General features: G+C 66.4%; 12 protein-coding genes. 1 reads left to right on the forward strand and 11 read right to left on the reverse strand.

Annotated features, from left to right (window positions below):
- Nucleotides 1-55 precede the first annotated feature (55 nt).
- The 6 genes from K8U54_RS12595 to K8U54_RS12620 all read right to left on the reverse strand — a co-directional run bounded on the left by K8U54_RS12595 (nucleotide 56) and on the right by K8U54_RS12620 (nucleotide 9,463).
- Nucleotides 56-1,294, reverse strand: a complete 1,239-nt coding sequence (locus K8U54_RS12595; protein ID WP_249906180.1) for an MFS transporter — start codon at nucleotides 1,292-1,294, stop codon at nucleotides 56-58.
- Nucleotides 1,295-1,644: 350 nt separating this feature from the next.
- A complete protein-coding gene (locus tag K8U54_RS12600; RefSeq protein WP_070886050.1) occupies nucleotides 1,645-1,938 on the reverse strand; it encodes a hypothetical protein in 294 nt (97 codons plus the stop codon).
- Between the two features lie 112 nt (nucleotides 1,939-2,050).
- Nucleotides 2,051-4,180, reverse strand: coding sequence for an ATP-binding protein (locus K8U54_RS12605; RefSeq protein WP_249906181.1), 2,130 nt, complete (start codon nucleotides 4,178-4,180; stop codon nucleotides 2,051-2,053).
- A gap of 70 nt (nucleotides 4,181-4,250) precedes the next feature.
- On the reverse strand, nucleotides 4,251-6,641 hold the full coding sequence (locus K8U54_RS12610) for a response regulator (RefSeq protein WP_249906182.1): 2,391 nt from the start codon (nucleotides 6,639-6,641) through the stop codon (nucleotides 4,251-4,253).
- 61 nt (nucleotides 6,642-6,702) lie between these two features.
- Nucleotides 6,703-7,188 (reverse strand): response regulator, encoded by a 486-nt coding sequence (locus K8U54_RS12615; protein WP_249906183.1) that lies wholly within the window; start codon nucleotides 7,186-7,188, stop codon nucleotides 6,703-6,705.
- Between the two features lie 16 nt (nucleotides 7,189-7,204).
- Nucleotides 7,205-9,463 (reverse strand): ATP-binding protein, encoded by a 2,259-nt coding sequence (locus tag K8U54_RS12620; RefSeq protein WP_249906184.1) that lies wholly within the window; start codon nucleotides 9,461-9,463, stop codon nucleotides 7,205-7,207.
- A gap of 284 nt (nucleotides 9,464-9,747) precedes the next feature.
- Between K8U54_RS12620 and K8U54_RS12625 the strand changes: the two genes are divergently transcribed.
- Nucleotides 9,748-10,683 carry an SdiA-regulated domain-containing protein gene (locus K8U54_RS12625; RefSeq protein WP_249906185.1) on the forward strand — a complete coding sequence of 312 codons (936 nt, stop codon included), beginning with the start codon at nucleotides 9,748-9,750 and terminating at the stop codon, nucleotides 10,681-10,683.
- Nucleotides 10,684-10,722: 39 nt separating this feature from the next.
- On the opposite strand, the gene K8U54_RS12630 is transcribed toward K8U54_RS12625, so the two are convergent.
- The 5 genes from K8U54_RS12630 to K8U54_RS12650 form a co-directional block, all read right to left on the reverse strand.
- On the reverse strand, nucleotides 10,723-11,286 hold the full coding sequence (locus K8U54_RS12630) for a DUF4136 domain-containing protein (protein ID WP_249906186.1): 564 nt from the start codon (nucleotides 11,284-11,286) through the stop codon (nucleotides 10,723-10,725).
- Between the two features lie 31 nt (nucleotides 11,287-11,317).
- Nucleotides 11,318-11,935: a DUF4136 domain-containing protein gene (locus K8U54_RS12635; protein ID WP_249906187.1), complete on the reverse strand. Its 618-nt coding sequence runs from the start codon at nucleotides 11,933-11,935 to the stop codon at nucleotides 11,318-11,320.
- Between the two features lie 25 nt (nucleotides 11,936-11,960).
- Nucleotides 11,961-12,710: a methyltransferase domain-containing protein gene (locus tag K8U54_RS12640; RefSeq protein ID WP_249906188.1), complete on the reverse strand. Its 750-nt coding sequence runs from the start codon at nucleotides 12,708-12,710 to the stop codon at nucleotides 11,961-11,963.
- The gene (locus K8U54_RS12645; protein WP_249906189.1) at nucleotides 12,710-13,012 is read right to left on the reverse strand and encodes a MazG-like family protein; all 303 of its coding nucleotides are present in this window, start codon (nucleotides 13,010-13,012) and stop codon (nucleotides 12,710-12,712) included. The genes K8U54_RS12640 and K8U54_RS12645 overlap by 1 nt, the downstream gene beginning before the upstream one ends.
- A 209-nt stretch (nucleotides 13,013-13,221) precedes the next feature.
- The gene (locus K8U54_RS12650) at nucleotides 13,222-14,073 is read right to left on the reverse strand and encodes a MaoC family dehydratase (protein WP_249906190.1); all 852 of its coding nucleotides are present in this window, start codon (nucleotides 14,071-14,073) and stop codon (nucleotides 13,222-13,224) included.
- Nucleotides 14,074-14,344: the final 271 nt, after the last annotated feature.

The raw sequence follows: 14,344 nt of genomic DNA on the forward strand, positions 1-14,344 counted from the left end.
GGCCTGGACGCCGAGGCTGAACCGCGCACCATCAAGCGTCGTCACGCGCGGTCGTTCAACCAGACTCATCCCCCACCAACGGATCCCGAATCCGGTCCCGACTCGACAGCGCCGGGAACAGCTTGATCCACAGCAGGCTGATGCCGATTGCGCCGAAGCCGCCGATCAGCACGGCCGGCACGGTGCCGAACCAGGCGGCGCTGACCCCGGCGCGGAAGTCGCCGAGCTGGTTGGAGGCGCCGATAAACAGGCTGTTCACCGCGCCCACCCGGCCGCGCATGTCATCGGGCGTCTGCAGTTGCACGAAGGCGCCGCGGATCACCATGCTGACCATGTCGGCGGCGCCGAGCAGCACCAGGGTCGCCAGGCTGAACCACAGCGAGGTGGACAGGCCGAAGCCGATGGTCGCCACGCCGAAGATCGCCACCGAGCCGAGAATCACCGGGCCGACCCGCCGCTCGATGGGGTGGCGCGCCAGGTAGATGGACATCAGCAGGGCGCCCACCGCCGGCGCCGAGCGCAACAGGCCCAGGCCCCAGGGGCCGGTGAGCAGAATGTCCTTGGCGAATACCGGCAGCAGGGCGGTGGCGCCGCCGAGCAGCACGGCGAACATGTCCATGGAAATGGCGCCGAACACTTCCGGGCGGCTGCGGATGAAGCGGAAGCCGGCCAGCAGCGATTCCACGGAAATCTTCTGCTTCAGCGGTTTCTGTTGCGACGGCAGGCTGAGCATCATGCCCACTGCGATCAGGTAGAGCACCAGCGCCGGGCCGTACACCCAGACCGGCGCCACGGCGTAGAGCACGCCGCCCAGGGCCGGGGAGACGATGGTCGCGGTCTGCATCGCTGAGCTGGAGGCGGCCACGGCGGCGGGGAACAGGCCCGGCGGCACGATATTGGGCAGCAGCGCCTGGGTAGTGGGCATTTCGAATGCCCGGGCGGTGCCCATCATGAAGGCGATGACGAAGATCATCTCGCGGGTCAGGCTACCCGTGCTGCTGCCGAGCAACAGGGTGATGGCGACGATGGCCTGGCCACACTGGCACAGGGCGGCGACCTTGCGGCGGTCGAAGCGGTCGGCGACATGGCCGGTCAACAGGATGAAGAGGATCTTGGGCAGGAATTCGACCAGGCCGACCAGACCCAGGTCGAGCACGTTGCCGGTGAGGCTGTACATCTGCCAGCCAATGGCCACGGTGAGCATCTGGAAGCCGCTGGCGGTGAAGACCCGGGCCAGCCAGAAGCGGATGAAAGGCGTGTGGTGACGCAGTAGCAACTGACCATGGACGGACATTGGAGTACTTGGGCGGCTGACGACGGCCGTTCAGCCTAGCACGTCCGCTGTAACACTTGGATGCAAGATGTCTGATGACTTCAGACAACAGCGCTGCATGTGCCGTGGTGCTCAGAATCTGTTCATGATCTTTCAGCCCGGTTCGTCGACTTTGGCGGTTAAGTGGCGCAAGCGGCCGATCGTAGGGTGGACGACGCTTCACCTACGCGGCCCGACCCGTCCACCGCTCTGCGATTGCAATGGTGGATGAAAAGAGCGTCAGCTACGCGCCCCGATCCACCCTACGTAGCGAACGGCCGCTTCTACCTTGTAGTTGCCGCTTCAGGCGTATGAAGATTTTGAGCAGGCGCTTAGTGGATCAGCCCGCTAAGCAGCCACAGGCCCAGCAATAGCCAGATCAGGCCACCGATCACCGAGCCGCGCATGAACGAGCGCACCGCGCTGTAGAGCAGGATCAGCCCCAGCAGCAATACGGCGATGCTGAGCAGCGAGGGGGTGACGCCCAGGGCGCCGGACAGGCCGTCGATAAAGCTGGCGACTGCGCCGGCGAGCATGCCGAACACGCCGCTCAGGGCATCGACGATAAAGCGGATGAACGAGCCGAACGCCTCGCCCAGGGATTCGAAAAAGCCTTCTACGCGCATGCAGGGATTCCTGGAAAAAGGACAGGGCGACAAGCGCCGGGGTGCCGACTATTGAGCCGCTGCCTCGTTGCGGAGTTCCCCGATTCTGCGCCTGGCATCAGGCTGTTGCCGATCAGTCGCCGAGCATGGCCTTGAGCTTGCCGGCCAGGGCCTCGAAGGAGAACGGCTTGGCGATCATGTCCATGTCCTTGCCCAGGTAGCCGTCGCGCATTTGCGCGCCCTCGGCGTAGCCGGTGGCGAACAGCACCTTGAGGTTCGGCTGGCGCTGGCGGGCGGCGTCGGCGAGCTGCCGGCCGTTCATGCCGGGCAGGCCGACATCGGTGAGCAGCAGGTCGAGCGGCGCGTGCTGCTCCATGAGCCCCAGGGCGCTCTGTGCATCACTGGCCTGGATAAGGTTGTAGCCCAGTTCTTCGAGCACCTCGACCATCAGCATGCGCACCACCTTGTCGTCTTCCACCACCAGGATGCATTCGCCGGTGCCGCGCGGCGCCTCAGGCGTCGTGCTGTGCGGCAGCTCGGCCGGTGCCACGGCCAGGCGTGGCAGGTAAAGGTTCAGGGTGGTGCCGCGGCCGACCTGGCTTTCCAGGTGCAGGTAGCCGCCGGTCTGCTTGACGAAGCCGTAGACCATCGACAGGCCCAGGCCGGTGCCCTGGCCGATGGGTTTGGTGGTGAAGAACGGCTCGAAGGCGTGGCGAATGATTTCCTCGGGCATGCCACAACCGGTATCGCTGACCGACAGCAGCAGGTAGTCGCCGGCCGGTACCTGGTGATTCTGTGCCTCGCGCTCACCGAGCTGGGTGTTGCGGGTCTCGATGCGCAGCCTGCCGCCGTCGGGCATGGCGTCCCGGGCATTGATGGCCAGGTTGATCAGCGCGTTTTCCAGTTGGTGGCCGTCGCTGCGGGTTGGCCACAGGTCGTCGGCCAGCTGGGTTTCCAGGCTGATCTGCTCGCCCAGGGTACGCACCAGCAGGTCCTCGAGGGCCCGCACCAGCACGTTGACCTCGACCGGGCGCATGTCCAGCGACTGGCGCCGGGCAAAGGCCAGCAGGCGGTGGGTCAGCGAGGCGCCGCGGTTGGCCGAGGCAATGGCGGCGTCGACGAAGCGCGCCAATTGTGGGTGTTCGTTGCCCGGCAGCTTGCGCTGGATCAGCTCCAGGCTGCCGAGAATGCCGGCCAGCAGGTTGTTGAAGTCGTGGGCGATGCCGCCGGTCAACTGGCCGATGGCTTCCATCTTCTGCGCCTGGCGCAGCTGTTCCTCGGCCTGGGTGCGCTGCAGCACGGCCTCGCTGACTCGTTCCTCGAGGGTCTGGGTCAGCTGGCGCAGCGCCAGCTCGGTGCGCTTGCGCTCGTCGATGTCCATCAATACGCCGGGAAAGCGCAGCGGCGTGCCATCGGGGGCCCGCTCGCAGCGGCCGTTGGCCTCGATCCACCGATAGCTCCCGTCGGCCTGCAGGACGCGGTACTCGGCACGGTAGCTGCCGCCGGTGGCGATGGTGTGCTCGATCATCGCGCGTACCCGCGGTCGGTCCTGCGGGTGGATGGCCAGGGTGACGCGATCCAGCGCCATGCCGCTGGCCGCCTGCTGGGGGTCGGCGGCGAAGGCGCGGGCGAAGCGTTCGTCGCCGGTCACCCGATCGTTGGGAATGTCCCACACCCAGGTGCCGAGCACGGCACCGGCGTTGAGCGCCAGTTCGATGCGCTCGTTGGCGCTGCGCAATTCGGCTTCGGCCTGGGTGCGCTGTTCGATGGCGACGATCTGGTTGGTGGTCTCCACCACGATGCACATCATGCCGTGGGAGCGGCCGGTGTTGTCGAGCAGCGGGTTGTAGTAGAGGTTCATCCACGCATCGTCCTGCAGACCGGGGCGGCGCAGGGGCAGGTAGAGGTTTTCCTGGCACATGGAACGACCGGTCAGGCCCATGCTGATCACGTGGCGGTTCCACTCGGCGATCTCCGGCCAGGCATCCTCTGCAGGCAGGCCGAAGATGTCCGGGTGGCGCTGGCCGGCGAAGGCCGCGTAAGCATCGTTGTAGATCAGCACGCCGCGCTCGCCGCACAGCAACACGATCGGCGTCGGTGAGGAGAGGATCAGGCGCGTGGTGCTGATCAGCACCTCCGGCCATTGCCCGATGGGGCCGAGCGCGGTGGCTGCCCAGTCGAAACGGCGGATGAGTTCGACCGTGTCGCCGGACTGACCGGCGAACAGACAGGATTGGAGGGGCGTATTCTCTGTCGCGGACATCGATCGGGGAGCTTATCCTGGCGGTCTGGCCACTAGCGCAGCCTGCTGGTTGGCCGCAGCGCTGGCGGGTTCAGGTGGACTTGCCGCTGGCGAAGGCGAGCTGCAGCTTCTCCGCCAGTTCGTCGCTGCGATAGGGCTTTTGCACGATGAAGGCCTCATCGGCGTCGAGCCCGCCCAGTTCCGCGTAGCCGGTGACGAATACCACCGGCAGTTGCGGGTAGCGGCGGCGTACCGCCTGGGCCAGTTCGGCGCCGTTCATGCCCGGCATGGCGAAGTCGGCGAGCAGCAGGTCGATGTCATCGTCGAGTTTGCTCAGGGCGTCCAGGCCGCTGTGGGCTTCGCGCACCTGATAGCCGAGGGCGTCCAGCGTCAGGGCGGTGACCTCGCGCACCCGAGGGTCATCGTCGACCAGCAGGATGGTGCGCTGGTCGCCCGGCTCGGCGATCGGCAGCGGCTGGCTGGATACCTGTTCCTCGGCCGGCACCACGTTGCGCAGGCCCGGCAGGTAGACCTTGACCGTGGTGCCGACGCCCATCTTGGTGAGAATGCGCGCGCCGCCACCGGACTGCTTGGCGAAGCCGAACACCTGGGCCAGGCCGAGGCCCGAGCCCTTGCCGATTTCCTTGGTGGTGAAGAACGGTTCGAAGGCCTTGGCCAGCACCGCCTCGCTCATGCCGCTGCCGGAATCCTGCACCGACAGCACCACGTAGTCGCCGGGCTCCGGGTCTTCCGGGCGGCGCGGGGCTTCGCTGATCACCTCGTTGCTGGTGCTCAGGTGCAGGGTGCCGCCCACACCCATGGCATCGCGGGCGTTGATCGCCAGGTTGAGGATGATCAGTTCGATCTGCGTCGGGTCGACCCGGGCATGCCACAGGTCGGGCTCGGTGGTGGTCTCGATCAATACGCTGCCGCCCAGGGTGCTCTTCAGCAGTTCGAGCATGCCCAGCACGGTTTCGCCGAGGTTGACCGCTTCCGGCACCAGGCGCTGGCGCCGCGAGAAGGCCAGCAGCTGACCGGTCAGCTTGGCGCCGCGCTCGCCGGCATCGGTGATGTTCTGCAGGCGGCCACGGGCCTTGTCCAGGTTGCCCTTTTCCAGGTCGCGGATCAGGAAGCTGGTGCTGGTCAGCACCACCGTCAGCAGGTTGTTGAAGTCATGGGCGACGCCTGCGGTGAGCTGGCCGACCGCTTCCAGGCGCTGCATCTGCTGCAGGGTCGCCTCGACGCGCTCGCGCTCGGCGATCTGCTCGCGCAGCTGCTGGTTGGTGGCGGCCAGTTCCTCGACCACGGCGCGCTCGTGGGTGATGTCGCGTACCGTGGTGTACAGCAGGTCGTCGTCGCGCACCACGATCCACGACAGCCAGTGGTACTCGCCGCCGGCATGGCGCATGCGGTTGACGAAGCGCACCGAGGCGTTGTCCGAGGTCACCCGCTCGATGTGCGCGCGGGTATCGTTCTGGTCGTCGGCATGCACCAGTTCCCACAGTGGGCCCTGGGTAAGCTGCTGGCGCGTCCAGCCGAGGGTCTGTTCCCAGGCGGGGTTGAGGGCGCTGGGGCGCATGTCGAAACGCAGCACGGCAAGCAGGTCGCGGGACAGTTCCCAGTTGCGGTCGCGCTCACGGGTACGTTTCTCGACGCGCTCGCCGAGTACGTCGTTGAGGCGCAACAGGGCTTCGTTGGCCTGCTTCTGTTCGGTGATGTCGTGCAGCACGCCGAGAAAGCGGGTGCACTGGCCGTCGTCGAAGAACGCCTGGCCGCGGGCGGAAATCCAGCGCTTGCTGCCATTGCTCAGGGGCAGGCGGAATTCGGCCTGGAATTCGTTGCCGCTGTCGGTGGCCAGCGCCTCGTTGACCCGCTGGCGCAGTTGCGCGCGGTCATCGGGGTGGCAGCGGCCGAGAAACAGGGCCATGTCGACCTCGGTGTCCGGCTCCAGCTCATACAGGGCGCGGCAACGTTCGTCCCAGATCAGCGTATCGGTGGCCGGCATGTAATCCCACATGCCCATGCGCGCTGCGCCGATGGCCAGCCGGGCGCGGGCCTCGACGGCCTGCAGGGTGTCTTCCACGCGGCGCCGCTCTTCGCGCTCGTTGACCTCGGCCATGGCGCGGTCGATGGCCTTGGGCAGGAACGGCAGGTTCTGCTTGAGCACGTAGTCGACGGCGCCCAGGCGCATCATTTCCACCGCGTGCTCTTCGCCGAACATGCCGGACAGGAAGATGAACGGCGTCTGCGGGGCCAGGCGGCGCGCCACTTCCAGCGCCTGGGCCCCTGACGAGCCGGGCAGCAGGTAGTCGGAGACGATCAGGTCGAAGCGCTCGTTCTTCAGTGCGCGTTCGGCGGCCTCGTGGTCGTAGACCAGGGTGCTGTCGACCGTCAGACCGTTGCGTTCCAGTGCGAGCAGGGCCAGTTCCGCATCATGCGGGCTGTCTTCGATGAACAGTAATTTGATGGGCACAAGCGGCATGGAAAGGTCGTCGATCACGGTCTGTGGTTAGGCCTGGAAATCACGCAAGGATCGCGGGCGATCAGTTTTCGTCGGCTGGCGTCTCGTCGTCCTTGGAGCGACGTTGCAGGCGCATGGAGCCTGGAGGCGGCTCGTTGAGCACTGCCCAGAACACACCGAGGTCGGAAATGGCCGAGACGAACGCCTTGAATTCGACCGGTTTGACCACGTAGGCGTTCACGTTCAATTCGTAGGCGCGTTGCAGGTCCGGACCCTCGCGCGACGAGGTGAGCATGACGATCGGCATGCTGCGCAGTTCCGGGGAGTCGCGCACCACCTTGAGCACTTCCAGACCGTCGACCTTCGGCAGCTTGAGGTCGAGCATCATGATCGCCGGGTTGCCGGGCAGACGATCGGCATGGTCACCACGGCGGAACAGGTAGTCCAGCGCCTCGGCACCATCGCGCATGACGATCACGTCATTGGCCAGCTGGCTGCGCTCCAGCGCGATCAGGGTCAATTCCAGATCGTGTGGATTGTCTTCGACCAGCAGAATAGGTTTGAGCATTAAAGTCCTCGACCCGTCATGACATGGCGGGGTGGTGGCGTTTGGGTAACGCGAAATAGAAAGTGGCGCCCTGATTGATCTTGCCCTCGGCCCAGACCCGCCCGTCGTGACGCTCGATTATACGTCGTACGCTGGCCAGGCCGATGCCGGTGCCTTCGAATTCCTCCATACGGTGCAAGCGCTGGAATACGCCGAACAGCTTGTCCACGTACTCCATATTGAAGCCCACGCCATTGTCGCGCACAAAGACGACCACTTCTTCATCGCTTTCCTGGGCGCCGACGACGATGATCGCCGGGTCACGCTCGCGGCTGTACTTGATGGCGTTGGCCAGCAGGTTGCGCAGCGCCAGATGCAGGAAGGCGGCGTCGGCGACCACCCGCGGCAGCGGCTGGATGTGCCATTCCAGGTGGCGACTCTGGTAGTCGGGTTTCATTTCCTCGCGGATCGATTCGACCAGCGCCTGCAGGTTGACGTCCGTGAAGCGCAGTGCCGAGCGGCCCATCTGCGAGAAGCTCAGCAGGTTGTCCACCAGGGTGCCGGCGAAGCGTGCCGATTCGGTGATGTGCTCGAGAAAGCGTATCCCGCGCTCGGACAGCTTGGCGCCTTCGAAATCGCCCAGCAGCTCGGCATAGCCGGCAATATGCCGCAGCGGAGCGCGCAGGTCGTGGGATACGCTGTAGGAAAAGGCTTCCAGCTCCTTGTTGGTTTTCTTCAGGTCGTTGGCCAGCTGGGCCATTTCCTCGGCCTTGCGCAGCACGATACCGAGCACCGCGTTGCGCAGCTCCAGGGCGCTTTCCGGCTCCTGCTCGTGCCAGGGCGTGGAGAAACCGCTGATTTCCTCCTGCCAGCGCGCGAAGCTGTTGCGGGGGTTGAGCGCGCCGCTGGCGCTGACCGCTTTCTCGGGCTTGCCGGCCCATTGCACGACGCGCTTCTGCTCCGGCTTGAACCAGATCAGGTAGTGCGAGTGCAGCTCGGAGATGGCCACCGCCAGCAGGCCGCCGACGTGCTTGGCCAGCTCGGGCAGCTGCGGGATGTCACGGCCGACGTTGTCGGTCTGGAACAGGTCCTCGCTCTGGCGGGCACCCAGCCATTGCACCAGGGCATTGACCTGGTCGCGTGGTGGCGTCTGGCCGATCAGGTCGCAATGCGAGGCCGAGATGATCGCCGCGCCGCTGGCCTGGGCGAAGTCGAGCAAGGTATCGGGCAGCGACAGCAAGCCTTCGCTGACGCTGTCGCGGTCGGCCATCGCCGAGAGCATCTGCACGATGTGGCGGCGCAACTGCAGCAGGTGCTGGGTGCGCGAGTGGGCGATCTTCGCCTCGATCTGCAGCGACAGCATGCGGCCCAGCAGCTCGCAGGCGGTGCGCGTCTGGAAACCGACCGAGCGGGCGCTGGCGTGGTGGCAGGAAATCAGCCCCCACAGCTGGCCTTCGACCACGATGGAGATCGACATCGAGGCGATGGTCTGCATGTTGCGCATGTACTGCAGGTGCACCGGCGAAACGCTGCGCAGCGTCGCGAAGCTGAGGTCCAGGGGCTTGCCGGTCAGCGGGTTGCAGGCCGGGCGCAGCGGCGAGGGCTGGTAGTTGGCGTCTTCGATCACCCGGATCCGGTTGGCCACGTACAGCTGGCGGGCCTGGGGCGGGATGTCCGAGGCCGGGAAGCTCAGGCCCAGGTAGCTGGGATAGTCCTCGTCGAGGCACTCGGCGAGCACCAGGCCATTGCCTTCGGGATCGAAGCTGTAGATCTTCACGCGGCCGAAACCGGTGACGCGCTTGACCTCGGCCACCGACAGCCGGCACAGCTCGTCGATGTCCTCGGCGCCCTGCAGGTGGCCGATGAAGGTGCGCACCATCGGGTACAGGGTGTTGTAGGCGGTGACCACGTTGCTGGTGGTCTCGAATTCGGCGATCAGCACCTGATCGAAGCGGTGGGCGACCATCGCGGTCATCTCGCCGCGACGGCTGCCTTCGCGAAAGCGCACGTCACCGATGTGAAAGGGCGTGGTGTCGTCGTCGGACAGCTGCGCCAGGCGCTCGGCCAGCACGGCGCTGTCTTCGAGCAACTCGTCCAGGTGCCGCCCCAGCAGCCAGTCGGGCTCGAGGCCGAGCCAGTCGGCGACGTTCTCGCTGACCTGCAGTACCGTCAACGCCTGCTCGTCGAACACCATCAGGAAACCCTGGGGCTGGATGCTGCCCGGGATATGGATGGGTTCCTTGGCGCAGTTGGCGATCGCGGTACTCAAGGAGGTGCTGGTTTCACTGGACGCCAAGATGATCTCCTTCAGTTCCAGGCCGATCGGCATGCGGGGGCGCGGGCGAGCAGGGCTGGCCATCGTCGCCGGCGCGCTGCGCACTTTCTTGCGGCAGTCTGCACGCTCTTTCGAGCCGGGTAAACCATCATCCGCAGTAGCCGCCGGGCTGCAGCGCGCAGAATCCGGTTACAGGGCGCTGAGGAACTTTGCCCGCAGGCGCCTCTCTCAATGCGGTCCCGGGTGCCGCGCAATTGCAACATTGCTCAGGCACCCTGCCCGCACATCCCCCGTCGAGAGTCATCATGCTATCTGCCGCCAAACGGGCTTTTTCCCGCCTGCCTGTCCTGCGCCCATGGATGGGGCTGCTGTTCGCCGTGCTGCTCGCCGCCGTTTACCAGATGCGTGCGCTGCACCTGGATGATCGCTTTTATTACTGGCTGACCACGCCGGCTGTGTCGCAGTGGACGCCGGGCAGCCTGCTGGGCCGTGAATACAAGGTGCAGGTGGATGCCAAGGCCGTCGGCAATGTGAAGAACAACCTCTCCGGCATCAGCTACGACGAGCAGCGTGACCAGCTGTGGGCAGTGCTCAACAACCCCGAAGAGCTGCTGGCCATGAGCAAGGACGGTGAGGTGCTGGCGCGCTACCCGCTGAGCGGTTTCAGCGATGTCGAGGGCGTCACCTACCTGGGCGGTGGCTTGCTGCTGCTGGCTGAGGAGCGTCAGCACGGCCTGGTGGTGGTGCCGGTGCCCGAGCGCGCCGGGGCGTTGTTCCGCGAGGACTATCGGGCCCTGACCCTGGGCATCCAGCGCGACGGCAACCAGGGCTTCGAGGGGGTGGGCTACGACCGCGCCCGCGACCGGCTGTTCGTCGCCAAGGAACACTCGCCGATGAAGCTTTACGAGATTCGTGGCCTGAAGCGCAGCATGCAGGGTGATTTCGGTTTGGAGATCCTCGATCACGAGGACTGGATTCGCGATTCGGTGTTCGCTACCGACCTGTCATCGGTGCATTTCGACGAGCGCACCGGCCACCTGGCACTCCTCAGTGACGAGTCGAAGCGGATCATGGAACTCGATGGCGACAGCGGCAAGCTGATCGGATTCCGCACCCTCGATGGCGGTTTCGCCGGCCTTGGCAAAGCCGTTCCCCAGGGTGAAGGCATGACCTTCGACGACCAGGGCAACCTGTATATCGTCAGCGAGCCGAACCTGTTCTATCGCTTCGGTCGCGGCTGAGGCTTCGGTCGGGCCCCGCCGCCAAAGGACGTCGCGCCGTCAGCGTGGTGGATACTGGCTGAGCACCCGAGCGACGGTTTCGCGGATCTGCGCCTCGCGCTCGGCCGGATTGCCGGCGGCGTCGCGCACGATGCGCTCGTCGCTGCCACGCCAGACCAGCTTGCCATCGTCGCCGTCGAACAGGTCGACCTGCACGGTCGCCACCTTGTAGTCGAGGGTGCGGGTTTCGTTATAGGCCGGGCCGCCCCAGTAAGGGCCCCAGTAGCCGCCGAAACCACCGCCAAAACCGCTGCTGACCTGCTGCTGGCGATCATCGACGACCAGCCACACCTGAACCTTCAGGTCACCCTTGGCGCCACCAGCTGCCGGACGCAGGCCGCGCTGGTCGAGCTGGTCCGCCACGGCACTGCGCAGGCGCTGTTCGGTGAGGTCGCTGCGGATGCGCGGGTCGTCGGGCTTGTACTGCACCGCCGGCTCCTGCCAGCTCCAGCTGCGGTAAGCGCCGAAATCGCGGCTGGCATCGAAATCGCGGTTGATCTGCTGGCTCTGGCAGGCGCCGAGCAACAGCAGCAGGGGAATCAGTAGCAGAGGCAGGCGGCGCATAAGCGTTCTCCCAATTCATCGATAGGGTGGTTCATGCCGGCGGGTACTCGCCGAGAGCGTCACTGACGGCCTTGCGCAGGGCATCGGCACGCTCGGCCTGGCTGCCGCTGCTGCGCATCTCGGCCTGGCCGCTCCACACCTGTTCGCCGCTGCGGCCGTCGAAGAAATCGATGCGTACCACCACGACCTCCTCATCGTAGGTGCGGGTCAGCGGTACACGGGCACCCACGCCGACGCCGTTGCCGTAGTAACCGCGGTTGCCGAAGCTGCCATAACCGCCACCGTAGTACGGGTCGTAACTGTCGGCCACCTGGCGCACGCGGCGTTCCAGGCGGGTGTCGGTGCGCACCTTGAGGTCGGCGGCGGCATTACCCTGGACGGGGCGCAGGCCGCGCTGGTCGAGGGCGTTGTTGAGCGCGTCCTGCACCAGGTCGGCGCTGGCCCAGGCGCTGCCGGCCGGGCGCTGTTGCCAGGTCCAGCTGCGGTAGGCGCCATAGTCGCGGGGGGCGGCCGGGTAGGCGCTGCGGTCGAAATGGTTGGCGGCACCCGGCGGCGCTGGCGGCAAGGGCACGGAGTCGGAGGAGTACGGATTGTGGCTCTGGCAGGCGGCCAGGGCGGTGGTGAGCAGCAACAGGGCGATGCGTTTCATGGCGTCTCTCCTGGCAAGGCAGGCGTCAGCGTGGCCGACAGATCCAGTGCAGGTAGCGTCCCAGGCCGGCGAAGGCCGGGTGGCGGCGGTGCGCCAGCTCCATTTCCAGCAGGTCGGCAAGCTGTGCCTTGGCCTGGAAGTCCCGTGGCATGTAGTCGTGGAAAACCCGTACGCCGCTCCTGTGTTCGACCTGCCAACTGGCGGCAAGTTGCGATTCGAGTTGCCGCGGGTCGAGGGGGCGCTGGGGCGTCAGGCTCTGCTTCTCACCGGCGAATTCGTCCTTGCGCAGCTTGCGCAGGTGGCCCTTGAGCAGGTTGCGGTAGATCAGCGCGTCCTTGTTGTAGAACGCCAGGGACAGCCAGCCATCGGTAGCGGTCAGCCCATGCAGGGCCGGGAGGATGGCGGCCGGCTCGGCCAGCCATTCGAGCACCGCGTGGCAGATGACCAGGTCGAAGGGCGCTTCGAAGTGCCCCGGCAGCTCCTGCCAGGGCGCCTGGATGAAGGTGGCCGCCACGCCGGCTTGGGCGAAGCGCTCGCGGGCGCCGGCGAGCATGGGTTCGGCGGGCTCGGCCAGGGTGACCTGGTGGCCGCGCTCGGCCAGCCACAGCGCCATATGGCCCAGGCCGGCGCCGACATCGAGCACCCGCAACGGGCGATCGGGCAGGGCTTCGGCGAGGTCGGCCTGCAGCACGGCCAGGCGGATCGCGCCCTTGGCGCCGCCATAGATCTTCTCGGCGAAGCGGGTCGCCAGTTCATCGAAGTGCCGGTCGCTCATCAGGCGAACCGCCGTTCGCTGTCGGCCAGCTTGGCGCGCACCACCTGGTCCATGTCCAGGCCCAGCTCGCTGCACAGGAGCAGCAGGTAGAGCACCACGTCACCGATTTCCTGGCCGGCATGTTCGAGCTGGTCTGCCGGCAGCTGGCGCGACTGGTCTTCGCTGAGCCACTGGAAGATTTCCACCAGCTCGGCCATTTCCACGCTGGCGGCCATGGCCAGGTTCTTTGGGGCGTGGAACTGGCGCCAGTCGTTGCGATCACGAATGGCGTGCAGGCGGGCGGTGAGTTCGGCGATGTTCATGGGGCGTCCCTTGGGCGGAGGCCGCACATTCTTTCATGGGTGACGAGCGCCGTCCAAAGGCTGGCGAGCTGGACGTCTGCAGGGCGGAAATTGCCGGGGGCCGGGCTCGCACGCGCGCTGAGGGCTGCAGTTGAGCCTCCGACTGCGCTGGCGATCCAGCCAATTTCCAACGTGGCAGGGGCGGCGCGCAGCAGCCTTCTACGCGCGCACTAGATGACCTGCCAGTAGCCGGCCATATGCGGCACATCGTCCTTGCCGCGCAGGTCGAACTGGCCCTCCGCCGCCGGCAGGCTGGCACGCATGTGCAGCGTGCTCGGCAGCAATACCGGCTTCTGGAAGCGCGCCTCGACGCTGTAGCCCGAGGCCGGCAGGTGGGCCTGCAGCGCCGCCAGTGCGCGCGCCTTGTTCCACAGCCCATGGGCGATGGCGCGGGGGAAACCGAACGGCTTGGCGCTCAGGGGCGACAGGTGGATGGGGTTGTAGTCCCCGGACACCCGCGCATAACGGCGGCCGATGTTGGACGGTGCCTGCCAGCTGTCCAGCTCGTCCATCGGCAGGCTGGGCGATTCGCTGCGGCCGATGGCCGGGCCGTCGAGCTTGACGCCGCGGCAGAGCAGGCGGCTGTCCCCCTCCCAAAGCAGGCCGAGTTGATCCTCGAGACGGGTGATCACGCTGAACACCGCCCCCTTGTCATGGGGCGCCAGGTTGCTCGCCTCTATGCTCAGGGTGAAGGGCCCCAGGCCGGCCAGCTGGCGTACCACGCGGATGCGGTTTTCCAGGTGCACCAGGCCCAGCAGCGGGAAGGGAAAGTCAGGCTCGGTGAGCAGCTTCATCTGCAGGGTGAAGGCCAGCACGTGGGGGTAGGTGGCTGGGAGGCGGGCATCGTCGCGGAAGCCACACAGCTCGCGATAGCGTGCCAGGTGACTGGCATCGACGCTCACCGGGCAGCGTAGCCCAGAGTGCGGCAGCACCTTGCCGGTGATTCCCCGCCGGGTCGCCGCGCGCAGGAGCAGGCCGGGCAGGGCCGGTGGGGTGTGCAAATCGAGCCATTCGGTTGCCATCGTGCGCTCCGCTGCAAGGTGAGGGTGTGGGTACTCTCGTCGAGATCTAGGACATTGGCCAGCGGCCATTGGTGCCCGCTGCGCAAACGATTGCCCACTGGCCGAGCGCAGATGGCAAAAGCTGCCTACGCTTGGGTGGGTAAAATCGACCCGGCCATCACAGACGCAAGGAATGCAGCATGCCCGACCTGGACAAGCACAGACCCGTCACGCCTGCGCCCGCGCTGATGCCGAGGTTCCTGTGCCTGCGCAATTCGATTCCCCCGAGCGC

Source organism: Pseudomonas fulva, assembly GCF_023517795.1.
In the GTDB taxonomy this organism is placed as follows: domain Bacteria; phylum Pseudomonadota; class Gammaproteobacteria; order Pseudomonadales; family Pseudomonadaceae; genus Aquipseudomonas; species Aquipseudomonas fulva_D.